This window comes from Niallia sp. FSL W8-0951 (genome assembly GCF_038006525.1).
Classification (GTDB): domain Bacteria; phylum Bacillota; class Bacilli; order Bacillales; family Cytobacillaceae; genus Niallia; species Niallia circulans.
Genome location: NZ_JBBOVK010000001.1, coordinates 2096999 through 2122917 on the forward strand (window position 1 = coordinate 2096999; position 25919 = coordinate 2122917).

The following is a 25919-nucleotide window of genomic DNA, read 5'->3' on the forward strand; positions in this document are numbered from 1 at the left end:
GAATTACTTTGTATAGCGCAGAACAGGTTTTCTCGCTGCTAATGTTTCGTCCAAGCGACCGATTACCGTTGTATGTGGAGCCTCCTGAACGATTTCCGGTGTTTCTTCTGCCTCTTTTGCAATTTGAATCATTGCATCGATAAAGCTGTCTAATGTCTCTTTTGACTCGGTCTCAGTCGGCTCGATCATTATACACTCCTCTACATTAAGCGGGAAATAGATAGTAGGTGGATGATAGCCAAAATCCAGCAGCCTTTTGGCTATATCAAGTGTTCTCACACCTAGTTTCTTCTGCCGTCTTCCGCTTAACACAAATTCATGTTTACAATGACGATCAAATGGCAAATCGTAATGTTCAGCCAATCGACGCATCATGTAGTTTGCATTTAATACAGCATTTTCTGTGACCGCTTTTAAGCCATCTGGCCCCATAGAACGGATATACGTGTAAGCACGGACATTAATCCCAAAATTACCATAGAACGGCTTCACTCTGCCAATCGATTGAGGTCTATTGTAATCTAATACAAATTCTTCCCCTACTTTGGTCAATACTGGCTTTGGCAAGAATGGAATCAAATCAGCTTTCACTCCTACCGGTCCTGAACCCGGTCCACCGCCGCCATGCGGTCCTGTAAATGTCTTATGCAAATTTAGATGAACAACATCAAAACCCATATCTCCAGGTCTTGCTTTAGAAAGAACAGCGTTTAGATTGGCGCCATCATAATATAATTTTCCACCGGCATTATGGACTATTTCCGCCATTTCTAGAATATTTTCTTCGAATAGACCTAAAGTATTAGGATTTGTTAACATTAATGCTGCAGTATCCTCTCCTACTACACGTTTTAAATCAACTAGATCAACAAGTCCATGTTCATTTGATTTAACCGTTATTGTTTCTAAGCCAGCAACGGTTGCCGAAGCAGGATTGGTTCCGTGCGCAGAATCGGGAACAATTACCTTTGTACGATGCATATCTCCATTTGCTTCATGGTATGCTCTAATCAACATTAACCCAGTCCACTCGCCATGTGCACCTGCAGCTGGCTGCAAGGTTACTTCATCCATCCCTGTGATTTCAACAAGATGCTGTTGTAAATCATACATTAACTCAAGAGCCCCTTGTACAGATGACGCTTCTTGGAGCGGATGAATATGGGCATACCCATTGAATCTTGCCACATTTTCATTTATTTTCGGATTATATTTCATCGTACACGAACCTAGTGGGTAAAAACCAGAATCCAAGCCATGATTTCGTTTGGACAATGCAGTATAATGACGCATAATATCTAATTCAGAGACCTCTGGTAATTCTGGATTTTCTTCTCTGATATAATCATTTGGCAGTAATTGTGTAAGATCTACTGCCGGAATATCCATTTCTGGCAAACTATAGCCAATTCTGCCTGGTGTACTGCTTTCAAAGATAAGAGGTTGATTTTGATTAGACATGATAATCCTCCATTTCTGCAACGAATTCATCTATTTCTTCTTTTGTACGCAATTCGGTTACTGCAATGAGCATATGATTTTCTAATTGTTTGAAGTCTCTTCCTAAATCATAGCCACCAATTATACCTTTTTCTAATAATGCTCGGTTTACTGCCGAAATAGAGGAATTACATTTAATAATAAACTCATTAAAGGAGGGTCCTTCATACACTATTTCAAATCCAGCTTCCTTTAATTTGGTTTTAGCATAATGGGCTTTCTGTATATTAGCAATCGCCATTTCTTTCACGCCATGTTTTCCAAGTGCAGTCATAGCAACGGAAGCAGCTAATGCATTAAGTGCTTGGTTCGAGCAAATATTAGAAGTTGCCTTGTCACGGCGAATATGTTGTTCTCGCGCCTGCAGTGTTAACACAAAACCTCTTTGACCATTGTCATCTACAGTTTGCCCTACTAAACGCCCAGGCACTTTACGCATTAATTTTGACGTTACAGCAAAATAACCACAGTGTGGACCTCCAAAGCCCATTGGAATTCCAAAAGGCTGCGCATCCCCCACGACAATATCTGCATTAAATTTTCCTGGGGGAGTCAGCGCCCCTAAAGCTAATGGATTACTAGATACAACAAATAATGATTTATGAGCATGAATAATTGCTTCTAAATCCTTAAGCGGCTCTACTCTCCCAAAAAAGTTCGGATATTGGATCATCACAGCTGCAACTGTATCATCTACCATTTCCTCTAATGCTTCTATATCTGTTATTCCCTCATTATGCGGAATCTCGATAACCTCAATATACTGTCCCTTTGCATAGGTTTTCACTACTTCTTTTGCCTCAGGATGGACAGCACTCGAGAGAAGAATTTTCTTCCGTTTCGTCGTACCTGCACTTAACATTCCTGCTTCTGCTAATGCCGTTGCCCCATCGTACATAGAAGAGTTTGCTACGTCCATTCCCGTCAGTTCACATATCATTGTCTGAAATTCGAAAATAGCCTGTAATTCCCCTTGAGAAATTTCTGGTTGATATGGAGTATAGGCTGTATAAAATTCAGATCGTGATAAAACATGATCGACAATAACAGGCGAATAGTGATCATAAACTCCTGCACCTAAAAAAGAAACATTCGCTTTTGCATCAGCATTCTTTTGGGCAAGTTTTGTTAATTCTTTCAATAAAGCTGATTCACTTTTTGCCGGTTTAATCGAATAGTTTCCTTGAAAACGCACTTTTTCTGGTATATCTGAAAATAAATCTTCTACTGAACTTACCCCTATTGCCGCTAACATTTCCTTTTGATCCTGTTCCGTCATCGGTAAATAACGATGCTTCATTCGTTTTTCCCCCAGTCATTAGCCCATTTGATTTATTTGTAGAAAAAAAGATTAAAAATTATTTTCGTTTATAAAAAGGAATTTTAGTTACTTTTGCCTTTAAATACTTTCCTCTAATTTCGACTTCTACTTCTGTATCTATTGCTGCATAATCACTTTGAATTAATGCAAGACCAATGTTTTTCTTTAAGGTTGGTGATTGTGTACCCGTAGTTACTTCTCCAATACATAATCCGTTTGCATATACCTTATAGCCATGTCTTGGTATTCCTCTATCTACCATTTCGATACCGGCTAACTTTCTAATCGGTCCTTCTTCTTTTTGCTTCATTAAAGCTTCTTTTCCAATAAAGTCTGCTTCTTTATTTACTTTAACCGCAAATCCAATCCCGGCTTCCAATGGAGAGATATCAGCGGATAATTCTTGCCCATACAAGGCAAGTGCTGCTTCAAAGCGCAAAGTATCCCTTGCCCCTAATCCACACGGAAGTACGCCTAACGGCTCTCCTGCTGTCAATATTTCACTCCATAAGTCAATAGCATCTTCACTTTGACAATAAATTTCAAATCCATCTTCACCTGTGTAGCCAGTACGGGATAAAAGAACTTCTTTACCTGCTACATTCACCTGGTTCTGAAAGTGAAAATATTTTATTGAAGCATAATCAATAGAAGGGTTTATTTTTCTTAGCACTTCTTCTGCCAATGGACCTTGCAGTGCTAATTGAGCAATATCTTGAGATAAATTCGTTAAGAGTACATCCCCACTTGCATGCTTTTGTAACCATTCGAAATCCTTTTCGATATTGGATGCATTTACAACTAATAAATAGTGATGCTCTGCTAGCTTATATGTTAATAAATCATCTACAGTCCCACCATTTTCATAGCACATTGCTGAATATTGAGCAGCACCAATATTGATTTTTCCAATATCATTTGTAAGCATTTTTTGCAGAAATGCTAAACTATCGTTCCCTTTAACTTCGATTTCCCCCATATGGGAAACATCAAATAAGCCTGCTTTTGTACGAACTGCCTCGTGCTCCTGTTTTATGCCAGAAAATTGTACAGGTAAATCCCAGCCTCCGAAATCGATTGTCTTTCCGCCATACTGTTTATACACTTCGTATAACGGTGTTTGCTTTAATAAAGTCAATGAACAGCACTCCATTCCCCTATGTATTAGACATTCTCATTTATTGCATATCATAAAATGGCAGCAAAAAAAGACAGAAACCCCCCTTTTAAAAAAGTAAGGGCTCTGTCCTTGCACCTGAAAGTTTACCGATAATGTCGGCTGTCCCCTTTGGTGGCTTACACATTTACTTGTAAGCACTCTCCAGAGCTGCGTCCAAATAGAGTTCTTTTGCCTGAGAGATTCACAAATAATATTGCTTGCTCCTTCGGCGCTACAAACGTAGTCTCTCCCCTATTTCTCATCCGCGATTCATAAAATTTTCTCCATTGGTCATACTAAATACTACCAGAAATAAAGTTTGTTTATGTAATTAGCAAAATACGATTAATATTTATTTTTTCTCATTTAATGTTCATGTTTTGTCCCAATATAAATAAATTGTGACAAAATTAAAAACTTTTTTACCCTTTTATCCTAACATCCGAATGAAAAGGTGGCAATAAGTTTTTATGTTTACTAGCTTTCTTTTTTTATTTCTCATATACATAACATTTTAGCTTTACCAGAGGAAACATTAGAAAGGATGAATAAACGATGACACTCCAAATCAATTTTGATGATTCGTGGAATGATCAGCTATTAAAGCGAATTTCAGATGATGGTCCATGGGCCAATTGGGAACTATATAAGCTAGCAGTAGAAGTGGAACAACATAATATCATACCAGAATTCGAAGGTCTCCAAGCCCCTAAATACCTATCAGACCTTTCTCCATTGCCTCACCAGCTGGAGGTTGCGAAAAAAGTAATAGAAGATATGAATGGAAAAGCTATTTTGGCAGATGAAGTTGGTCTTGGTAAAACGATTGAAGCAGGATTGATACTAAAAGAATACATGATTCGTGGTTTAGTAAAAAAGGTGCTGATTTTAGTTCCTGCCTCTCTTGTCACACAATGGGCTTATGAGTTAAATAGTAAATTTTATATTCCCGCAATGGTTCAGCGCAAAAGTTATGTCTGGGAGCAATGCGACATTGTCGTGTCTTCTATTGATACAGCAAAAAGACAGCCGCATCGTGATATTATAAACAATCTGGACTATGATTTGGTGATTATTGACGAGGCGCATAAACTCAAAAATAATAAAACAAAAAACTATGAGTTTGTCCAAAATTTAAAAAAGAAATTTTGTTTGCTATTAACAGCTACTCCTATCCAAAATAGAATTAGCGAAATTTTTAATTTAGTATCTTTATTAAAGCCAGGTCATCTAGGAAGCGAATCATCTTTCTATGAAAAATATAAAAAAGATGCTCGCTCCATTGATGATGATGAAAATCTAAAAGCATTGGTCAATAAAGTCATGATTAGAAACAGACGCCATGATACAGGGATTGAATGGACCAAACGAATTGTTGAAGCCGTTCCTATTGAATTTACAAAAGAAGAAAGAGCATTGTATGAAGGACTGGCAGATTTAAAAACTGAAACCAATCTTTCTAGCAACATCGAAAATCCCCGCAGTCCATTTTCGATGATTACATTACAAAGAGAGGCGTGTTCCAGCAGAGAAGCAGTGTATTATACACTGCAAAACATGGTGAAGAAAGTGGAAAATCCAACACCACAATTCCAACAAAGAATACAAGAACTGGTAAAAAAGGTAGAAGCGGTTCAGCAAAATTCAAAAGCAAACAAGGCACTAGAGCTTATTAAGAAAATTAATGATAAAGTAATCATCTTTACCGAATATAGGGCTACACAACTTTATTTACAATGGTTTTTGAAGCAGCACGGTATTACATCTGTTCCATTTCGCGGTGGATTTAAACGCGGCAAAAAGGATTGGATGCGAGATCTCTTCCAGAATCATGCACAAGTATTAATTGCCACAGAGGCCGGCGGCGAAGGAATCAACCTCCAATTTTGTCATCATATTATAAACTTTGATTTACCATGGAATCCAATGAGATTGGAGCAAAGAATTGGCCGGATTCATCGGCTTGGTCAAAAAGAAGATGTGAAGATTTATAATTTTGCCGTAAAAGACACAGTGGAAGATCATATTTTAAAATTACTTTATGAAAAAATCCATCTTTTTGAAAAAGTTATTGGCGAGCTAGATGATATTTTGACGAAATTGGATTTTGGCAATATGGATGATTATATGATTGATATTTTCTCCCACTCTAAATCAGAAGGAGAAATGAAAATAAAAATGGATAATTTAACAAGCATGATTGAATTCGCACAAAGTATGAAGGAGGATGAGCCATATGAAGCAGCAGGAAATTCATCAATTTCTTGAACGATTTTTTGTCGCAAATGATTGTGAGATAGTGGAGAATAAACCTGGTTATCTAACTGTCCAATTAACAATTGAAATGGACAAGGAGTTAATGAATCGACCTTTTTATTGGCATTATCTTGAAAAGACTGGCGGCGTTCCGAATCCTGCCAGTCTAACCCTCATTACTGATCCAAAGCTGGCACCAGAGGATTTGAAGGGCGAACTGATCCACTTTGGGTCTCCCCGTCTTCATCAACTTTTTGCTTCTGCAAAAAATTTATCAAAGTATATTCGTTTATATGAAAATAAGATAGCATATGGAAAGCAGCAAACCCCTTTACAACCGTGGCTTGCTCTTAATGTGAAAATTTCCTATCAATGTGACAGAAAACGAGACGTATTTCAATCGATTGGACTGCAGCTCATCAATGGCCAAATAGCAACAGATTTCCAGGCAAAAGTGGAGAAAATGAACCTTTCTGCCAAAATTCCTGATTATGCATTTACGCTCTCTCCCTTAATCATGCCGAAAAGTGGGATAACAAGAATTGAGAATATGATAAAACAATCTTTATTAGCAGAAGAGCATTTATGGGCAGAAGAAGCGAAGCAAAGGTGGAAAAAGGATTTAGAATTGCTAGAGCATTTTTATGAGGATATGGAAGAAGAACAAGAAACTTTGGAAACGGAAAGGTTAGCCCTGCAGGAACAATATGAGCCAAAGATTAATATTTCGATTATTAATGGCGGGCTCTTCTATTTGGCTTCAGAAGCTGTTTCGTAAAGATCAGCTTTATTAAAAAAGGAGTAAATTGCTGTCATAAGCAGCATCTACTCCTTTCCAAACCTATCTCTTTACATTTCTACGCTTGATACTGAATAAAATTAAATAAGGTAAAATCCCAAACCACCTCAGCATGAAAGGTTCTTTCAGTCCTTTTCTTTCCGCTCTTAATTTTTTTCTTTCTTCTTTGGGCTGATCCATGTACTGGACAAATGTTTGGGTTAAATACTTCACATAATCATTGGTATTCATCTAATCACCTACTCTAGCATTTGTACTAGGATAGCCCTATCGTTTGTTTTTTATTCATTCAACCCATTTCGTCATTTTATTCTGCTCTATATCAAAGTAACTTATCGCATAAATCGGCTTTACCCCACCTTGCATCTTTAATTGATAATCGATTTTAAAAGTAGTACGCGAATTTTTTTCAATTGTATAAAAGACATTACCATGTAAAAAATTCTTTGTACCTGAAAGGTCAGGATTCTCTTTTGTTGAAAGGTCTAGCTCGATTTCTTTTAAGGAAGACAAAAAATAATATTCTTGAATATTGCTATTTTTGACTCCTGAATCTATCCCCTTCTTATTTACATAAATTCCATATAGTATAAATAAAAAATGGATAAAAAGGATATATACACATAAAGATAATGGGTAAATAAATCCTTTATTGTTCTTAATCAATTCCCATCACTCCAAAAAGGTAAGATAAGATCTTATACTAGTCTCTTTTGCCATACCAAATCGGTCAACTACCTTAACCCGAAATCCGTTCTTCTGCATAATAAATTCTACCTTGTTAATGGCTTGTAATGCTACCTCATGCCCTGTTGAATCTACTCGCCTTCTAACACTGCTTCCATATTTTTCATAAGTAACAACCCTGCCATCCACATAGAGTACCAATTTATTGTTTGAAACAGAAATTCCTTGTGACATTTTTGTTTCTTTTTTTAATTCAAGAATGAACACTTCCCACTCCATTTCTTGTAATTCTTTTTCCGAAAACTGCTTGTCAAGCATAAGTCGCAAAGGAGTTAACAGGAGAGTAAGAATAATCGTGAAAATAAAAAAGGAAAGAAGCATTTCTGCCAACACATAGCCCTTATTATTATTATGAAGTATTAATTTGTTCATTCTTTCCACACTTCACAGATTTTTTTGTTTTTCTGAAATACATCCTTATATTGCAAACAGACAATACTATCTTTTTCCCAGACAATCGAGTAGCTTGTTCCTTCTTTTTCAATCGTCGTATTCCCTCTCTCCACTTCCTCTAATTTAAGCTCTATTAAATGGTTATAAAACAATTCATTTACTAGCCTGCTATCCGCGGAATCTTCTAGCTGTTTTAACACATGGATATAAACCGGCATCCATGTTAGCGCTATTAACAGCCATATCGTAAAGGACAATAAATAATCCGGCAGCATAAAGCCATTACAATTTAGTCGCATAAAATCGTCCTTTCCCTATTAAAACGGTTAATTTATAGGGTTGTTTACCAATTCTAAATTCATATGTGCCAAATTTCGAAAAATTACCATTCGAATTAATGTTAAAAGAAAGTGTCGCGTTAGTAGAAAATATAACATCATCTGCATAATAACGTTCCACAATATTCCCAGTATCAGCATCAGCACGCATGTAGTAATAATGTAAAGTTGGATATATCCTCACTTGAATGGGGATTTGATTTTCTAGCGCAAACGCTTGGGCATAATAAAGATCACCTTCCAATTGCGCTAAGAAGTGAGTTTCTTTAAGAGAAGTTTGTTGGGAAGTAACAAGGAATATGGATAGAGAGGAAAGAACAACTAGTAAAGACATGGCAACAAGCATTTCCATTAACGTAAAGCCTCTTTGATTATTTATCATGGATTTTCTGAACCTGATGTCGTAATTACTCCATTTTTAATATTTAACTCCTTGCCATTGGGACATTTTTTTTGGTCTGCTGTTATATAATTTTCCTCTTCTAGTTTAGCAAGATTCTCTGGATATGCTTTATGCTCTATATAGTAAGATTGAACCTCTGCTTGTACCATCTTTGTTAATGCTTCACACCCAGTATTATTGATTTTGGAATTATGCTTGGTTATATTGGGAATGGTGATAATTAATAATATGGAAATAACTACCAAAACAATCATCATTTCAATTAGGGTAAATCCTTGCTCATTCTTCATTTTTTTTCTCCTTTCAAAAGCCGTCCAGTAATTGAAACATTGGCATTAACACAGATAAATAAATAGAAATTATTAGAATTCCAACAGCTGTATACAATGTAGGTTGAAGGACTTTTAATGTTTTTTGTAAATTTTCTTCTATTTGTGTTAAGCAATAGTTACCGAAATAATAGAATTCCTGATCAAGCTTTCCATTTTCCTGGCCGTGCTGAATAATTTGTAATAGCTCTTTTTCCAAAAAATCAAAGGAAGCAAAAGCTTGTTCAAGTCGCACTCCTTTTTTTAACTGTGAAATAGTGATTTGGCCTATTTTGGAATATAGTTTTTGCTCCTTATTTTCAAGAAAAAATTGCATACACTCATAAATCGAAAAACCACTTGATAATAAATAACTTAACTGTACGGATACTAGATAGGAAAAATAATAGTAGAGAAGCGCGGAAATAAAACATAGGGATAAGAAAACAAGAAGAAATGGAATAATGTGACCAATAAATTGGAGAAACAGGAGAAAGAAATTCTTGTTAATATTCATCGTTAAAAAGATAGAATTAAACTTCGGGATGAGGATACTTTGAACAAAGAAAAATAAAACAAAGGTAAAACACAAAAGAAAAAGAGGATAAGTAAGGATTTTTTTTAATTTTTTTATCGTATCTTGCTTATTCTGAATCATTCTACTTGCATCTTGAAAAGCACTAGCAAATCCGCCATGCTTTTCAGCAAAGTAAACAAAACTTATCACTTGATAATCAAAATTGAATCTTACTAGATTCTCAAAAAACGACTCTCCTCCTTTTAAAGAACCGTAACACGCATTAATATCTTCCAATCGACGATCAGGCATATAGTAACGAGAAGACTGGACTGCCTCCGCCATCGAATAACCTCTATCCAGCAGCTCACCAATACACTTTAAAAATTTCGCTTGTTCTATATTAGACCATGCATGATTATTCTTCATCATAAATCCACCGTTCATATTCTCCTTTCTTTATATAACCTAGCGCTATCCCTTTGGAAATAATATCTCCTAGTGATTTATAGTTCGCTCTCTGATATTCTCTTCGGTTATAGAGAATATCAGAAATCATCCTGCCTGTTATCATTTCAAACACGGTTGATCGTTTTAAGCGGTTATCTAAACGGTAACAGTTAGGAGAACAATCTTGATCACAAAATGGACACACCATTTCAACTAGTCTTTGAGCAGTAATAGCAATTAAGGTTTGTTCAATTTCAGTCTCCTTAATACCAAATTCTAGCAGTCGATGAATCGCACCTTTCGCATCCCTCGTATGCATTGTGCTCAATACTAAATGACCTGTTAAACTCGCCCTTATTGCAATATGAGCGGTTTCTTTATCGCGGATTTCTCCAACCATAATAATATCTGGATCATGGCGAAGAATTGCTTTTAAGCCAGTGGAATACGTAATACCTGCTTTCTCATTGACTTGAACTTGCAAAACGTTTTCCTGCGTTTTTTCAATGGGATCTTCTAAACTAATTACATTTCGCTGATAAAGATGAGCATTTTCATTTAGGAGAGAGTAGAGTGTTGTTGTTTTCCCTGATCCAGTTGGACCGGTCAGAATTATTAATCCGTGTGCGTGCTTTAGCAAGGAGATTAATTTACGAGAAATATTTGGAAATAAAGAGATGTGATAGATTGGAAGCATATTTTGGTCGGAAAGTATACGAATTACTAAACTCTCATGAGGGTGAGATGGTAAGGTTGAAAGTCGTAAGCCAATATACTGACCTTTGACTGTTGTGGAAATGGATCCATTTTGCGGTTTTCTTCTTTCGCCAATATCCATAGAAGCTGTAAATTTAAAATGAGAGATCAACTTGTCACATTCATTTGCTGAAATTACTAAGTAATTAATTAAATGATTGGCAATTCTAAATTGGAGAACAGATTCCTTCTGTTTTGGGGTTATGTGAATATCAGTAGCATTCTGTTCTACTGCTTCACATATAATACGATTTGCTAGAGCTTCAATCGATAACACTTATATTTAACACCACCTTTATATTTTTCAAATATGTATTTCGACAAAAAAGGGTAAATTCCTTCTTTCTTTTTAATTTTTTTGCTAAATTTAATGTCAGAATATACTTATACAATAGTATTGTCCTTTTCCATCACTACATTGACTAACAATCTTTCCAAGAAGTTCAACAAATCTGTATAAAATGCCAGCTCCTATCCATACTATAGATGTCAACTATTTTGGGCTATAGCCAAGTGGTAAGGCAACGGACTTTGACTCCGTCATTCGTTGGTTCGAATCCAGCTAGCCCAGTAGAGACCCGTGTTCTGGGTCTTTTTTTGTAAAAAAGCCTCGAGTAGATCGAGGCTTTACCTTTTATTATACATTCATATCATCATGCCGAATCTGTGACTTTTCGATTTGGATGGTTGTATGTTCCATATTAAATTTAGCTTTCAGACGATCAATCGCGACCTGTAGAATTACTTGACTATCACTCTTATCATCAATTAATAAATGGCAGCTTAGTGAATCCAATCCAGAAGTGATTGTCCATATATGCAAGTCATGAACATCGATAACTCCAGCGATTCCTTCCAACTCCTTTTTTACCTCTTCTTTATTAATAGTGGTTGGTGTTCCTTCCATTAAAATATGGATGGACGTTTTTATTACTCCCCAGCCGCTTTTCAAAATTAATAGCGCAACTACAACAGATATGATTGGATCAGCAATATACCACTTAAAGAAAATCATGAGGCAGCCTGCAATTATTGCGCCAACAGAGCCCAATGCGTCACCTAGAATGTGTAAATAAGCACTTCGCAAATTAACATTGCCCTTTACATCGCCTTTTCTCAATAATGCTAGGGCACTGATCATATTCGCTAATAGTCCAATTACAGCTATTATCATCATCGTTCCACTTGAGACAGCAGGTGGTTGGGAAAATCGTTCGATTGCCTCTAATATGATAAAAAAGGCGATAACAAACAATGTAACACCATTAAATAAGGCAGCTAAAATTTCAAAACGATAATAGCCGTAGGTTTTACTCGAAGAGGCAGGTCGTGTGGCGAACCAGATTGCTAGAAAGCTTAAAAAAAGAGAACTTGCATCACTTAGCATATGACCTGAATCTGACAATAAAGCAAGACTATTTGTAAGTAAACCACCAAAAAACTCTAACAGCATAATACCAGTTGTTATGATTAACGCTATAAGTAAGCCCTTTTTATTTCCTTCTCTTATTTCTTCGAAACCATGATGATGTCCATGATGACTATGGTCGTGCCCATGAGAATGTCCCATCTTTTCTTCCTCCTGTTTCTAAAAAATGATATTTGCTTGCTTTTTACATGTTTCTCCGTAAATGTTGATAGATATATGCTGCATCATCCCCAACTCCTTGAAGCAGACTGGAAGCTCTATTTGTTTGCCATGGTAATCCTAAAAAATACAATCCAGCAATATTCGTTATTCCCTTCTTATGAATAGGATTTCCGTTTACATTTATTACTTGTGGAATATTAATCCAACTATAATCATGATAAAAACCGGTAGCCCAGATAACAGTGTTAACTTTTAGTCTGCGTTTATCTATAAACTCAAAAGTATCATCGACAATTCTTTCTGTGCGAGGAAATACTGTTATTGCTCCACTTTTTATTTTTGCTCTTAATTCAAATCCAAAAACTGGGTCTGGTTTCTTCCTTAGCCATTGACCTATTTTGGAATAGGTACTTGCTTTATATATTTTCATTTTCTCAAATAACCAGAAAATACTCTTATTCCCTATATTTTGTGGTAAAAAACGAATTTTATGACCTACTGATAGGTATACCAAATATTTGTCTGAAAGCTCCGCTGCAACTTGCGCCCCTGAATTCCCGGCTCCTACAATTAAAACCGGTCCTTCTTTAATTTGTTTCGGATTATGATATTGCGATGTATGAAGCTGGACTACATTTTCAGATAAACTAGAAGCAAACGAAGGTATCAATGGTTTTTGAAAGGGACCAGTAGCAATAATCACTTTTTTAGCTGCTAATACACCCTCATTAGTAACTACCTTAAAGCCTTCCTTTGTCTTTGATAGTTCCTTTACCTCTGTATTTAATTGAACTGGCAGCGAAAACGTGGTCGCATAATCAAATAAATAGTCTGCTATTTCATTTTTTGTGGGATAGCCATCCAAATCCCCATACAGCGGAAATCCAGAAAGAGAACTGTAAAAACGTGGAGTAAACAAAGTTAATGAATCATATCTCTTTCTCCAGCTTTCACCTATAGATGTTTCTTTTTCTACTATGAGAAAAGATAAGCCGCTTTTCTTTAAAAAGTAACCCATCGCAAGCCCGGCTTGCCCGCCGCCAATTATTATTACATCGTAACTCATAACAACCGTCCTCCATTATATGAATATATGTTCATATATTCATTATAATCTAATTAATAAATCTGTCAATAAAAATTAACAATAAGTTCCACTTCTCTTTTAATAATCTATTTAAAACGTTGCTCATGCTTCAAATAGTGAATATGTACAATTTATGAACAAAACATTTGTGAAGTTGTGAACATTTTATAAACTTATCGTTTTAACCATGTTTATGGTAGATTGCTATATTATAATAAAGAAAATTAGTCCTCAGGAGGAACATTTAATATGGAAAATACACTAAAAGTTACAAATGTCTTATCAGATCCAACTCGTTTCTATATTTATCAGTACATTACAAAACGTCATCAAGATGTCACTGTTCAAGAAATAGCGGATGAATTTTCCATCCATCCAAATGTAGCTCGCTTGCATTTATCTAAGTTAGAAGATGTAAGAATGCTACACTCGGAAACAAAAAAAACAGGTAAAGGTGGTCGCCCCAGCAGACTATATCGTTTATCAGATGAAGTTATTCAATTTAGCTTTCCTTTTCGAGATTATCATTTATTAAGCAGCATTTTATTGAAAACGCTTGAAAGTCTTGGAGCAGAGGGAAGCAAAGCACTTTATGAAACAGGAAAAACATTTGGCAAAGAGATGATGGAGCAGGAGATTGCACGTATTACAAACAACACAGCACTATTATCGAATGAGGATAAAATACGTTTATTACAAAATGCTAGTTTAATGACCGGACAGTTACCTGCATTGGAATGGAATGATGATCAAACCTCTTTATATTTTGAAATTTATAACTGTCCATTTAAAGAAGTAGCTGTAGAACATAAGAATAAAGTTTGTACCATGCACCAATCCTTCTTTACAGGAATGTTCGAAGCTTTGTTTAAAGATGTTCAGTTAATCGAGAAACAAAATATTATTACTGGTTGTGATCAATGCGCTTATAAAACGATCGTGCAATAAAAAAAGAGAAGGAGCCCCTTCTCTTTTTTCTCATTTAAAAGCCATTAATATATGGATTATGGTCCATTTCATGCTCAATCGTCGTTTTTCTGCCATGACCGGAAAGCACTAATGTGTCTTCAGGTAAATTCAATAACTTCTCATGGATACTAGTTAGCAATGTTCTTTGATTCCCGCCAGCTAAATCTGTTCGGCCGATACTTTCATAGAAAAGGGCATCGCCTACAAATGCCCAATTCTCCTTTTCAAAATAAAACGTAACACTGCCTGGAGAATGCCCTGGTGTCTCCATCACTTGAAAGGTAAAATCACCGATTGTCATGCTTGGATTTTCATCTAAGAAATGCTCAGCAGGTCTTGTTACAATCGGATTCGGCAGCCTAAATGCTTCACTGCCGTTTAATTTCGGATTAATTAGCCATTCTTCCTCTTTGCTATGTACATATACGGGAATACTATACTCTGTCCGAACATCTTCCACTGCACCAATATGGTCAAAGTGAGCATGTGTTAACAGAATTGCTATAGGAGATAATCCTAACTCCTGAATTATCTTTATTAACTTTTCTCCATTTGCCCCAGGATCTATCACCAAACAATCCTTGTTTTCATTCCATATTAAATAACAATTTGTCTGGATTGGTCCTAAAGGAATTTGTTTATACTCCATCCCATAACCCCTCCTATCTACTCTCTAATTGACTTACAACACGTTCTACTTTATCTTCCATTTTTCTACTAATATCCCGTCTATCATCAATTCGGATATTTGTACAAACACGAACAAGCCCTTTTTCAAAAGGAACTTCATGCATAGCTTGGATTACTTCAAATAAAACAGGAAGCTCTCCCTCAATAATTGTATTCATCGGCGTTAATTGGAACCGAATTTGCCCTTTTTCCTCATAACCCATAAGCACTTTTTGTATATCTGCTACATATGCACTTACACTTGGTGTTTGTGTTCCTACTGGTATAACTGTTACATCTACAATTGCCATTAACTATATTCTCCTTTCAACCGTATATTTAACCATATATAAGACAAAGATACTTGATTATGTTCCATGATTATGATGGCATATTTTTATGCCATCATCAACTATTGTGAATAGTGGTAGAAAATAAGGAGCTAATTTCGCCCGTTTCCATATCCAGCATATTTTCATAATAATAACCAAATAGACAATATTTTCCATCACTCGAAATTTGGATAGGCTGATCCTCTAATTCCATTTCCGTATCTATCTTTTTGCTTTCACCTGTTTCCATATTTATTTCAACAAGATTAAAGCCATCTTGATAAGTTTCCGCATTACCACTATTTTTGGGAACAAAAGTAAGAAATTTATTCTCATAAAAAGTATAGTTTGGTACTAACCAATTGGAAAATTTAGATAATCTAGGTAAGCGGACACTTCCTTGCTTCTTTAATTCAGAATCATAAAAGGTATAAATGGCTTCCTCTTCTTTAGATGAACCGGCCAGAGTAAGGAGATAACCATTTTTCTCTTCTATAAAATAAATATCAGGTACGTCCCATTCTTTTTCTTCTTTTGTTTCCAAATTGAAAATTTTAAGAGGAGCGTAAAAGGAAGGGGAGCTTTGGTCCCACTCTAAATACATTACTTTTTCCTTTGATTGCCATTGGGGAAAGGGCGTAGACACAGGAAAATCACTTAATTCATTTTCTTGAATATCCAATACAGATACTTTACTTTCCCAATCCTTGGTGAAAGTAGTAATTAATAGTTCATTTTCACTATAAGGATTCCACGCAAAATCTGTTTCATAGCTTTGCAATTTTCTAGTAAGCACTTCATTTCCCTTCATATCAATGATATGAATTTCTCCTTCTTCATCAGAAAGAGCATTGTATATTAAAAGTTGATTTTTATTGAGTATCACATTTGACAATTCTGTTACCGATTCATATAAAGGAATATGCTTTCCAGTATAGATGTTATAAGTGTAAATTTTATTAACACCCTCTACTTTCGCCGAATAACAAATTGTATCATTCTTTATCCAGCCATATACTTGCTCAAAATCTCCTTCAACTGGACTAATAGGAGGAAGCATCGTGTTGTTATTGATATTTTTGTCCTTCGCTTCATTTTCACTGGCTGAATTATTCTGTCTTGGTACACAGCCAGACAGAATAAGTGTGAAAAAAGTGAAGAGAAGAACTATTCCTAGTGTGTTTCTCTTACCTAATGGAAACATTTTTCACACTCCTATACTACTTTTCATGTTTTATTTACTCTATAGAATAGTAACATAAAAAAGCCGATTTTTTCGGCTTTTTTTCAAATACGCTTTGATATTTTACTAAAATGAGAAATATTCCTCCATAATAGGTGCTTATTTACACTCCATACATTTCATCTACTGTAAATCTACAAATATAAAGACGCTAAGAAAATCGTTGATGTGTCATGATAGATTTCAGTAAATTGAGATAGAGGAAGAGGATTTATCCCTTTTCCCAACTCTAATGTAAATCCTGGCTTTCTAAATTCTTGAATAAACCAATCTTTATAACCAGCATGACTATCTACATTTTGAATGGCTTTATATCCACTCACTCTATAAAATTCATTTGCTATCGTTTGCGATTCTGCTGGCTCTAGCCCTTCATAGCCCCAATAAAATTCTTTTCCTTGCGTATGCAATGCTATTAAACAGTCAAAATTCTCTTTATGCGCAAGCTTCGCCATCACTTGAGCCTCAGGTTCAGACAATGGCGTGTCTCCCGGATAATCTCTTGGTGCTGGCGATTTTGGTTCTTTCCTTTCCTTTTCAATTTCCCAATTTGCCGGAAATTGATTATTCAAATCAACCCCACGGATATTTGCCTTCCAGCTAGTGAAATCAGTGCTTCCACCATTTATCGAGAATAATTTCTCCTTCTCTTCTTCTGGAGGACCATTTAAGACCAAATTAACTCCATCTGGATTGACCATCGGTACAATGGATAAGTCAACAGACTGATATAATGGCATTGTATGAACACGATGAATATTTGTCCCATTCGTTAAAGATAATAAAAAATCATTCAAAAACACCATTAAAATCGGCGTAGTAATCCATTCATTGGCATGGAATGATGCATTTATATGAACCTTTTTTGTACCTTTTCCTATTCTAATTTCCTCAATATTATGTCCTAATACACTTTTACCAATACTCTTCACTTGAATGAATGGAAAAATTTTCTTTAATCTAGTTAGATCGACTTGCAAGGAATGATAATCATACTTTTTCTTTCCCTGTACTATTCTTCCAATAATGCGATTTGGAATATAAATTTCATCGCCTACTTGAAGATTATTCGGATTTACATGTTGGTTTATTAATAAAATACTATCCACTGAAATATTTCTTACTCCTGCCAATTTCCACAGAGTTTCTCCCTGCTTTATCTTATGAACCTGTAATTCAAATCCAGGTATTTGGATAGTTTCTGAAGCTGCTAATTTATTCGGATTAACATGAGGATTACTGTCTAAAATAAGATTCAAGGGAACCATAAAAAGCTGACTATAGTACCAAAGTGTATCTCCTGGTCTCAATTTAATCTCCATATGCCCACTCCTCTCCCTATATATATATGAACCGCACTAAAAAACATTACTTATGGTACTTTTTCTTATTCATAAAAAAAGCTTTGTGACAAAGTAGGTATTTCTACATTTATCACAAAGCTCCATCATTCTACTCTTTTTTATTCGCTTCTTCCACTATCTCAAGCATCCCTTTTTCTTTATCATAGAACCGCAATAAGTCTCCATAAATAATACTATCAGAATACTGCAATTCTAAATTCGCCTGCTCTATATAAGGCTCACACCCGTCTCCATTGACTGCTTCTCCAGTTGCTCGATCATAACAAACTTCTTTCGTATACACATAATCATTTGTGATAAAGCTGCCATCTCGTAAGACAACAAACGGATCCTTGTTATCAGAGAAAAGATCAGATCCAAATTGAATATCATTTTTTGTCTCGATCCCGAGCAAATGAAGAAGAGTCGGCTTGATATCCACTTGACCAGATACTGTTGACAATGTTTTCCCTTCCATTCCTGGAATATGGATAACAAAAGGCACTCTTTGTAATTGAGTGCTTACAAAAGGAGTCACTTCTTCTCCTAATAACTCACTCATTGCTTTATTATGATTTTCCGAAATGCCATTATGATCTCCATACAGTACAATAATGCTATTTTCATAGAGACCTTCTTCTTTTAGTTTCTCAATAAAATTTTTCAATGCTTCATCCTGATAACGGACAGTAGGAATATAATTATTCAGTGTTTTACTGCCGGTTGTTAATGGCTCGATAAATTTGTCTTCCTCTTCTAACTCAAAAGGAAAATGATTTGTCAGCGTAATAAATTTACTATAAAAAGGCTGCGGCATTTCTTTTAAATGAGCGATTGATTGCTCGAAGAAGTCAATATCCTTCAGCCCCCAGCCAACAGAGTTTTCCTCATTCACCTCATAATCATTAATCTCATAAAATCGTTGGTATCCTATACTTTGGTACATAATATCACGATTCCAGAAACTCTTATTATTTGCATGTAAGGAAGCTGTGTAATATCCATTTTCATTTAAAATTTCAGGAGTTGCCTGATATTCATTTCCAGAATGAGTAAAGAAAACAGCCCCTCTACTTAATGGATACAATGAATTTTCCACAATGAATTCCGAATCTGAAGTTTTACCTTGTCCAGTTTGGTGGTAGAAATTTTCAAAATAGAAGCTCTGTTTAATAAAATCATTTAAAAATGGTGAAATTTCTTCGCCATTAACTTCTCGATTGATTGTAAACGACTGAGTAGACTCTAGACTAACCATGATTACATTTTTACCTTTAGCAATACCAAACATGTCCTTATTTGGTTCTGTATAATTTGCCTGATTATAATTAACCATATCTGTTAATTCACTGCCATCTGCAAATGCTCTTTGTGCAGAAGTCTTTGTTTGCAGAAAAATATCATAAAGTTGATAATTATATGTTCCAATATTTTTCACTAAAAGCTCTCTATCAAATGTTCGAGTTAACAATTGCGTTCTTTGCGTTTCTGCTAAACTTAGATTAAAAAAAGCTAAGCTTATCGTAAGTAAATAGAAAATACTCTTGTGAACTCTTGTGTATTTCGGAATTTTTACAAAGGCTGGTTTCTTTTTCATAATGACAATAAGCAAAATAATATCAACAAAGAAAAGAATATCCGTAACATGGATTAACTCTCTAATACTACTTCCTAAATCACTCATATTACTTGTTTGAAATAAAAGCGGCAGAGTTAAAAAATCTGTATAAACTCGATAAAAAACCACATTTGCGTACAAAACAAACGAGAGAATCAAACTTGAAATTAATATATATCTCTTTTGATTTTTTTCTGAGAAAAACATGGATATTCCTAGTATAAATAATATGGAACTTAAAGGATTAATGATTAATATGAATTGTTGAATCCAATTTTCAATTTTAATATCAAAGCTTGTAATATAGGCAATATTTGTTTTAATCCATAGTAAAACTGTTGCAATCGTTATAAGTGATAGCTTTGACCACTCCAATTTTTTCTTAAACAATGGTGAATCCTCCTAACTATTGATCAAACAAAATCTCGAAAATTATCACTTTACACATTTTACAATATTTTTATTATATAAAGCTAATCTTTATGAAATTTTAATCTAATTTTCATCTTTGTGTATTATTATAATAGCTTACTCTTTTTTAAACGTCCAATCAGACGAAAAGTTTCAGAAATTTTATCGTAATTATTCCTATCATTTAAAATAGCTAAAAAAAATCTCCTTCCAAACGGAAGAAGATTTTTTTCATTCTTAATAATCCTATCTATTTGTACCTAGCTCGATTAACTTTTAGCCAACCACGCAGCACCAATTACCCCTGCTGTATTTCCAAGAGTCGCAACATCAATGACAGTTGACTCTGCTACACTTTTAAAGGAAAATTTCATAAAATTCTCTTTTACAGGATCTAACAGGACATCTCCAGCTTTTGATACTCCTCCACCTATGACAATTTTCTCAGGATTTAACGTATTAGCAATATTTGCTAATACTAGCCCTAAATGAAATGCAACAAATTGAACGATTTCATTAGCTAATTCGTCCCCTCCTTTAGCTGCATCGAACACATCTTTTGCTGTAATCGCCCCTTCTTGATCTAGTAACGAATGAAGCTCGCTTAATGTATGTCTTTCCGCTAATCTTTCTTTCGTTAAACGAACAATTCCCGTTGCAGATGCAATCGTTTCTAAACAGCCAGTTTTCCCACAGTTACAAGGAGCTCCATTTTCCACAATTGCAGTTAGATGACCTATTTCACCAGCAGCTCCTTTAACGCCTTGCACAATATCTCCATTAATAATAACGCCTCCGCCAACACCAGTCCCCAGTGTTACGCAAACTAAATCCTTTGCTCCTTCTCCAGCTCCCTTCCACATTTCACCTAAAGCAGCACAGTTAGCATCATTATCAATCGTTACTGGCAATCCTAAATCTGCTTCAAGGCGAGCCTTTAAAGGAAAATTATCGGGCCAGCCTAAATTTACCGTATTAAAAATAATTCCTGTTTCATAATCAAAAGGACCTGGCGCACCCATTCCTGCACCTAAAACATCCTCTTTCGAATGACCTAATTCCTTCAATTTAGCATCAATGGATTTTGCAATATCAGATGTTATATTTTTCCCTTCCTCAGAATTATCTGTCGGGATTTCCCAATGATCAATTAAATCGCCATTTAAAGATAAAAAAGCAATTTTCACCGTTGTTCCGCCTAAATCTATTCCAGCTACCCATTTTTCTTGCATCACACATTCCCCCGATTTCTCTTATCCTCTAAGTATTGTATTTCTTGATTAAGCAGTCGCATAGCAGAATCGAATTCTTGTTCTTTTATTAATTGAGATTGATATAATTCTTTAATTTCGGATTTCATTAATTGTAAATCGCCTACTCGATCTCCAACATAAATGATTGTCCCGTACTTTTTTAAAAACTGCTGCACGTCATAAATTGTTTGCATGGTACCCCTCGATTTCATTCTTTTTCTATCCACTGCAAAGGTTTGCATAAAGTGATAAATTAATCGTTTTCAAATTAAGTATAAAGGATACGGACTGTTTCCTCAACAGCAGATTCTTTTCCCTTATTAGGAAAGTAAATATATGTTTAAAGCTAGAAAACAAAAGATATTCCCTCCTCTTTCTTCTTTTATCATAATTTTCTTTTCCATACATATATTTAAAGAAGTATAGATGAGACAGGCTCATATTTTGAGCATACTTAACATGGAGCGGTGAAAATAATGAAAAAAGATTTTATTCGTTTAAGTCTTTCTCTTATTATCCTTATTTCTATTTTCTATATTTTTCAACAAAAGCAGATTGCTAAGGAGAGTATCACCTATTTTCCGATTGATCCTACTGTCACTTTTCCGAAAGCAAACACAACTCTTACTTTTAGTAAAAAAAGATTTGATGAATACAGTATTCTTTGGGAGAGCCATTCATCCATTAATAAGGTCGCATATTTACGGCAGGATATGAGCTTATTGTATGCAAATGGAAAACTAATAAACACAATGGGAGAATGGAAACAAAACACTTTGGAGCTTTCAGGAAAAAAAACAATCGTGGAAAGAGAAAGTAACTTTTTACAAGCAATAACTTTTCATTATGCGGAAATACACGATAGTAGTGAAAGAATTTTCAGTTCACAAAAAACTTCCACGGACAACTTATATATTATTAACTCCAAGTTTGAAAATGCTCCCCTAACTTTTCATACTGCCAGCAACTTAACAGAAAAGGATTGGGCAAAGACCTTAGAGAAAGAAGCATTAAACAATGTAGAGTATGCTTATCTTCAAGTATTAAAAAAATTCCATATTTCACCTGAGCAATATCATACAAAACTATTACTTACAGACTTAATCAACTATAACGATGCACCTCTCCCGAACTTTTCAAAAGAACAAAGCGCAAAAATAATTGGACAACTAACAGAGGGGCTCTATAAAAATTATTTTCTTGGCGTTATAAAAGAAGATGGAACCATTGCTGATCCCATCGGTAGTTCTATTCCTGTATTATTAATTAATGATAACCATCTTCTTATCTTATTTACAACAGTAGATGGTGAGTCAATTGTTTTAAGACAACAAATATCTACTCTTTAATTTTATCCCATAATAGAAGATATTTAGAATTGTTTTCGTCCAAATTTATCGCTGATTGTAAATACTTCCTTGCTTCTTCCAAGTTCTTATTATATATACTTACAACCGCTAAATTATAATATGCTTCATGAAATTCTGGATTTATCGCGATTGTTTTTTGCAGGTTCTTCTCTGCATCATTTAGATTACTCTTCTTAAGTTGAATATAAGAAAGTAAAAAGTAGTAATCTTCATTATTCTTTGGTTCCAGTTTCTCCAAAGCCAATTCAGCCTGATGAAATTTCTCATCATGGATATAATCATGGATCAGCATATAGGCTGATTGTTCTTGTCTTTGCAATACATCTTGATGGAATGAATAAAGGACACCTATTCCCAAAAGCAGTATAGTAACAAAGGCGGCACCAAGCTGGATTTTCCAGTTTTTTTTCTTTGGAAAATGAACAATCGCTGTGGCTAAGAAGCCGCCTATCAAACCACCAATATGTCCTGCATTATCGATTCCTTGTATAGTAAAACCAAAAATAAGATTGATAATTATGATGATAATGACATTCCAGCCCATTACACGAAAAAATAGCTGGGGAAAGCGCCACGCAAAATAAAGAAGTGCACCAAAACAGCCAAAAATCGCGCCGCTTGCACCAGCCGATAAAGACGGACTTAATAAATAACTAGCAAATACCCCACTAAACCCAGCAAATAAATAAATAAACATAAATCGGCTCGATCCAAAAATCCGCTCAATTAATGGTCCAACATAATATAGAGCAATGGAATTCATAAGTAAATGCAAAATACCAATATGTAAAAAAACAGGTGTTACAAATCGCCACCATTCCCCATTGGCAATTAAATAATTTACTTTTGCTCCCCATCTAATTAACGTTTCACTGTTTGTACTTCCGCCACTTAATTCCATTAAGAAAAATACAATCACTTGAATAGCAATGAAAAAATACGTGATACATGGTTTTCCAAAATTAAATAACTGTCTTTCTTTTTTTTCATTTTGTCTTAAGCGTGTAAAGATAGCATCTTTATATTTTTGAATATGCGTTTCTCGCTCTGCTTCCGTTTCTGGCATACCTTGTAATTCTGCTATTTTATACTCTCCTATTTCCCAGTCTTGGACGGATCGATCAAGAAGAACTGTTTCAATTTGTATTTTTTTATTTGGGCTTAAAAATACTGGATTGATAATATGTTCATATGAATCTACAGGCGGATAAGCAGATATATAAATGCTCACCACCCTAAGGGAACGACTATGCAGCGAACTTCTTATCCTTTCAGCATTTAACGCTGTCCTTTCTATATCCCTGCTTAACCAATTACTCCAGTTAATATCGATTTGAAATAAGCGAATAACGGGAGATTTTGATTTATTCTCTTGAGCCTCTAGCCATATTTCTTGTTGATCTTCTGATAAGTAGATAATTTTATACTGATATTCATTTACTAGTATATGGATGATTCTCCAATACTTATAATGTTCTAGCTCCATCTGTTCTCTCCCTACTCTCCGAACATCCTGAAAGGTAATGACACTATATTCTTCAAGTTCTTAAAAATAGTTGCTTTTTAAGGAAATACGATTTCTATGTAACAACACTATATATGTTTCTTTTTTCCTTCATTTCATTTAAATGTCACAAAATCCATCTTTCATTTTAGCTTATTTTATGTATTTTATAAATGAAAGTGACATTCGACAAGCATATCGCTTGAAGATATGAACGTTATTATTTGTTATTACCTTTTTAAAAAGATTAAAAACACATTTGGTAAAAGGAAAAAAGGATAGAACAAAGTAACCAATTGGTACCATTATGTTGCGGACACTCTGTGTATACCTTCTCCCTTTTTGGGATCTATTTATCATATTTTCAAAAAATCCAATTAAAGATATTTGATATATGAACAAAATCTTGATATTATCCATTTGAGAACGAACGTTCGAATAGATATTAAGATAGCAATTATTTAGCACTATGTCAAAGGATATCAACCAATTACCGTATACAAAAAGCGGAAAGTCTTACTGTATCAAATAAAAATCTTTAAAATTTAACTATGAGGTCTTTTATAATATGTATGTAACGATTGCAGATTTTATTAGAGAATGGAAGCGGGAGGCAGAGAGCTGACTCAAAAGATTTTAGAAGGTTTAACCGATGATTCTTTACAGCAAAAAGTCTCCCCTGAAGGTCGTACATTAGGAAGACCGGAATATTTAGCTCAAATTCGGGCAGAAAATAAATGAACTAGATAATGCAAAAAATATTCCTGCTGCAGCTAAAGAAATAACCGATACATTTAAACTTCTCAGTTCTACTGCAATCAAAGTGATAGAAGAACAATGGACAGACGAATCCTTGAAGGAAGTGCAATCAGCCTTTGGCAGAGAAGAAACAAATGCTCAAATTTTAATGGGGCTCATTAAGCATATTGTTCATCACCGTGGACAACAAGTTACAATTCTGATGCAGCAAGAGTCAAACCATTTGGAGTTTATGGACCATCAAAGGAAGGTTGGATTCTTGTAGGACTAGACAAAGACAATCCACCACTTTAACAGTTCAAGAAGATATCCTTGTAATACTAAATGTACACCTTGGCATAGATTAGCAAGACAGCTGAGTTTCGGCAGTCTAAAAGCAGAGCATAGGATTAACATGACTTGTGTATTCAAGCTTACAGTAGCTGTCCCTTACACTTTTAGAAGCCAATAAGCCAAACAATTACGTTACTTCTTGTAATTGTTCGGCCTTATTTTTGTGCAGGCTACTTATTCCCAGCTCATTTAAACGCTATTTTCCGTCGCATCTGTTCTTTTTTATTCATTGATAAATCGTATTTTGCGATCGTCCAAAAACAGAGTTCATTGTCATTCTTTTTACACTTGGAATATTCATTAATATTCTAACTGCATATTTACGAATAAATGGACTTCTTAATACCGTATTAATGACACGATACCGTTTTTGAAATAAATAATATCCACCTAAAACAATTAGTAAAATGGAGAATACTTTTGACATTTTTGAAATCCCTCCTACTAACTAGTTTGGTAATAATATTATTTTTTATCCGTGTAAACGAAT

At 34.9% G+C, this 25919-nt stretch carries 26 protein-coding genes, 1 tRNA gene, 1 pseudogene and 2 riboswitches; of the genes and pseudogenes, 6 read left to right on the forward strand and 22 right to left on the reverse strand.

Features of this window, described 5'->3' with window-relative positions:
- Positions 1–3: 3 nt before the first annotated feature.
- The 3 genes from gcvPB to gcvT are packed head-to-tail and all read right to left on the reverse strand — an operon-like array spanning position 4 to position 3959.
- Positions 4–1461, reverse strand: coding sequence for an aminomethyl-transferring glycine dehydrogenase subunit GcvPB (gene gcvPB / locus NSS71_RS10520; protein WP_047941169.1), 1458 nt, complete (start codon positions 1459–1461; stop codon positions 4–6).
- Positions 1454–2800, reverse strand: coding sequence for an aminomethyl-transferring glycine dehydrogenase subunit GcvPA (gcvPA, locus tag NSS71_RS10525; RefSeq protein WP_047941170.1), 1347 nt, complete (start codon positions 2798–2800; stop codon positions 1454–1456). Before gcvPA ends, gcvPB begins: the two co-directional genes overlap by 8 nt.
- Positions 2801–2858: 58 nt before the next feature.
- Positions 2859–3959 carry a glycine cleavage system aminomethyltransferase GcvT gene (gene gcvT, locus NSS71_RS10530; RefSeq protein ID WP_144545198.1) on the reverse strand — a complete coding sequence of 367 codons (1101 nt, stop codon included), beginning with the start codon at positions 3957–3959 and terminating at the stop codon, positions 2859–2861.
- Between the two features lie 102 nt (positions 3960–4061).
- Positions 4062–4149, reverse strand: a riboswitch (glycine riboswitch).
- Positions 4150–4151: 2 nt separating this feature from the next.
- Positions 4152–4243: riboswitch (glycine riboswitch) on the reverse strand.
- A 292-nt stretch (positions 4244–4535) separates the two neighbouring features.
- Here gcvT and NSS71_RS10535 point away from each other — a divergent pair.
- Entirely contained in the window at positions 4536–6248 is a 1713-nt protein-coding gene (locus tag NSS71_RS10535; RefSeq protein ID WP_061798499.1) for a DEAD/DEAH box helicase, read from the forward strand.
- Positions 6217–7014, forward strand: a complete 798-nt coding sequence (locus NSS71_RS10540) for a YqhG family protein (protein ID WP_341151633.1) — start codon at positions 6217–6219, stop codon at positions 7012–7014. Before NSS71_RS10535 ends, NSS71_RS10540 begins: the two co-directional genes overlap by 32 nt.
- Positions 7015–7077: 63 nt before the next feature.
- Here the strand turns inward: NSS71_RS10540 and NSS71_RS10545 are convergent, their stop codons facing one another.
- The 8 genes from NSS71_RS10545 to comGA are packed head-to-tail and all read right to left on the reverse strand — an operon-like array spanning position 7078 to position 11224.
- Complete coding sequence (locus NSS71_RS10545) at positions 7078–7266, reverse strand: YqzE family protein (protein ID WP_341151634.1); 189 nt, start codon at positions 7264–7266, stop codon at positions 7078–7080.
- A gap of 54 nt (positions 7267–7320) precedes the next feature.
- Positions 7321–7701, reverse strand: coding sequence for a competence type IV pilus minor pilin ComGG (comGG, locus tag NSS71_RS10550; protein ID WP_061798510.1), 381 nt, complete (start codon positions 7699–7701; stop codon positions 7321–7323).
- Positions 7702–7707: 6 nt separating this feature from the next.
- Positions 7708–8154 carry a competence type IV pilus minor pilin ComGF gene (gene comGF, locus NSS71_RS10555; RefSeq protein ID WP_235844479.1) on the reverse strand — a complete coding sequence of 149 codons (447 nt, stop codon included), beginning with the start codon at positions 8152–8154 and terminating at the stop codon, positions 7708–7710.
- Positions 8151–8474: a hypothetical protein gene (locus NSS71_RS10560; protein ID WP_341151635.1), complete on the reverse strand. Its 324-nt coding sequence runs from the start codon at positions 8472–8474 to the stop codon at positions 8151–8153. Before NSS71_RS10560 ends, comGF begins: the two co-directional genes overlap by 4 nt.
- Positions 8458–8895, reverse strand: coding sequence for a competence type IV pilus minor pilin ComGD (gene comGD, locus NSS71_RS10565; RefSeq protein WP_082138260.1), 438 nt, complete (start codon positions 8893–8895; stop codon positions 8458–8460). Before comGD ends, NSS71_RS10560 begins: the two co-directional genes overlap by 17 nt.
- Positions 8892–9206 carry a competence type IV pilus major pilin ComGC gene (comGC, locus tag NSS71_RS10570; RefSeq protein ID WP_047941179.1) on the reverse strand — a complete coding sequence of 105 codons (315 nt, stop codon included), beginning with the start codon at positions 9204–9206 and terminating at the stop codon, positions 8892–8894. The genes comGD and comGC overlap by 4 nt, the downstream gene beginning before the upstream one ends.
- 13 nt (positions 9207–9219) lie before the next feature.
- On the reverse strand, positions 9220–10173 hold the full coding sequence (locus tag NSS71_RS10575) for a type II secretion system F family protein (protein ID WP_341151636.1): 954 nt from the start codon (positions 10171–10173) through the stop codon (positions 9220–9222).
- A complete protein-coding gene (gene comGA, locus NSS71_RS10580; protein ID WP_061798515.1) occupies positions 10160–11224 on the reverse strand; it encodes a competence type IV pilus ATPase ComGA in 1065 nt (354 codons plus the stop codon). Before comGA ends, NSS71_RS10575 begins: the two co-directional genes overlap by 14 nt.
- A gap of 222 nt (positions 11225–11446) precedes the next feature.
- On the opposite strand from comGA, the gene NSS71_RS10585 reads away from it, so the two are divergent.
- A tRNA-Gln gene (locus NSS71_RS10585) sits at positions 11447–11518 on the forward strand.
- A 66-nt stretch (positions 11519–11584) separates the two neighbouring features.
- Here NSS71_RS10585 and NSS71_RS10590 read toward each other — a convergent pair.
- Positions 11585–12517, reverse strand: a complete 933-nt coding sequence (locus NSS71_RS10590; protein WP_341151637.1) for a cation diffusion facilitator family transporter — start codon at positions 12515–12517, stop codon at positions 11585–11587.
- A 43-nt stretch (positions 12518–12560) separates the two neighbouring features.
- Positions 12561–13604 carry a flavin-containing monooxygenase gene (locus NSS71_RS10595; RefSeq protein WP_341151638.1) on the reverse strand — a complete coding sequence of 348 codons (1044 nt, stop codon included), beginning with the start codon at positions 13602–13604 and terminating at the stop codon, positions 12561–12563.
- A gap of 270 nt (positions 13605–13874) precedes the next feature.
- Here NSS71_RS10595 and NSS71_RS10600 point away from each other — a divergent pair, with 270 nt between their 5' ends.
- Positions 13875–14573, forward strand: coding sequence for a helix-turn-helix transcriptional regulator (locus tag NSS71_RS10600; RefSeq protein ID WP_341151639.1), 699 nt, complete (start codon positions 13875–13877; stop codon positions 14571–14573).
- Between the two features lie 34 nt (positions 14574–14607).
- On the opposite strand, the gene NSS71_RS10605 is transcribed toward NSS71_RS10600, so the two are convergent.
- The 7 genes from NSS71_RS10605 to NSS71_RS10635 all read right to left on the reverse strand — a co-directional run bounded on the left by NSS71_RS10605 (position 14608) and on the right by NSS71_RS10635 (position 21657).
- Positions 14608–15243 (reverse strand): MBL fold metallo-hydrolase, encoded by a 636-nt coding sequence (locus tag NSS71_RS10605; RefSeq protein WP_047941247.1) that lies wholly within the window; start codon positions 15241–15243, stop codon positions 14608–14610.
- 13 nt (positions 15244–15256) lie between these two features.
- Positions 15257–15574, reverse strand: coding sequence for an MTH1187 family thiamine-binding protein (locus NSS71_RS10610; RefSeq protein ID WP_047941248.1), 318 nt, complete (start codon positions 15572–15574; stop codon positions 15257–15259).
- 97 nt (positions 15575–15671) lie between these two features.
- Positions 15672–16799: a YqgU-like beta propeller domain-containing protein gene (locus NSS71_RS10615; RefSeq protein WP_061798534.1), complete on the reverse strand. Its 1128-nt coding sequence runs from the start codon at positions 16797–16799 to the stop codon at positions 15672–15674.
- Positions 16800–16972: 173 nt separating this feature from the next.
- Positions 16973–18160, reverse strand: coding sequence for a M14 family metallopeptidase (locus NSS71_RS10620; protein WP_047941250.1), 1188 nt, complete (start codon positions 18158–18160; stop codon positions 16973–16975).
- Between the two features lie 130 nt (positions 18161–18290).
- Positions 18291–20189, reverse strand: a complete 1899-nt coding sequence (locus NSS71_RS10625; RefSeq protein ID WP_061798537.1) for an LTA synthase family protein — start codon at positions 20187–20189, stop codon at positions 18291–18293.
- A 290-nt stretch (positions 20190–20479) separates the two neighbouring features.
- Positions 20480–21442: an ROK family glucokinase gene (locus NSS71_RS10630; protein ID WP_047941252.1), complete on the reverse strand. Its 963-nt coding sequence runs from the start codon at positions 21440–21442 to the stop codon at positions 20480–20482.
- Positions 21442–21657, reverse strand: a complete 216-nt coding sequence (locus NSS71_RS10635; protein WP_047941253.1) for a YqgQ family protein — start codon at positions 21655–21657, stop codon at positions 21442–21444. Before NSS71_RS10635 ends, NSS71_RS10630 begins: the two co-directional genes overlap by 1 nt.
- A gap of 282 nt (positions 21658–21939) precedes the next feature.
- On the opposite strand from NSS71_RS10635, the gene NSS71_RS10640 reads away from it, so the two are divergent.
- On the forward strand, positions 21940–22812 hold the full coding sequence (locus NSS71_RS10640) for a hypothetical protein (RefSeq protein WP_095322372.1): 873 nt from the start codon (positions 21940–21942) through the stop codon (positions 22810–22812).
- On the opposite strand, the gene NSS71_RS10645 is transcribed toward NSS71_RS10640, so the two are convergent.
- Positions 22802–24319, reverse strand: a complete 1518-nt coding sequence (locus NSS71_RS10645) for a rhomboid family intramembrane serine protease (protein ID WP_341151640.1) — start codon at positions 24317–24319, stop codon at positions 22802–22804. The genes NSS71_RS10640 and NSS71_RS10645 overlap by 11 nt on opposite strands.
- Before the next feature lie 586 nt (positions 24320–24905).
- On the opposite strand from NSS71_RS10645, the pseudogene NSS71_RS10650 reads away from it, so the two are divergent.
- Positions 24906–25390: pseudogene (locus NSS71_RS10650) on the forward strand (DinB family protein).
- A gap of 265 nt (positions 25391–25655) precedes the next feature.
- Here the strand turns inward: NSS71_RS10650 and NSS71_RS10655 are convergent.
- Positions 25656–25856 (reverse strand): hypothetical protein, encoded by a 201-nt coding sequence (locus tag NSS71_RS10655; RefSeq protein ID WP_047941256.1) that lies wholly within the window; start codon positions 25854–25856, stop codon positions 25656–25658.
- Positions 25857–25919 lie beyond the last annotated feature (63 nt).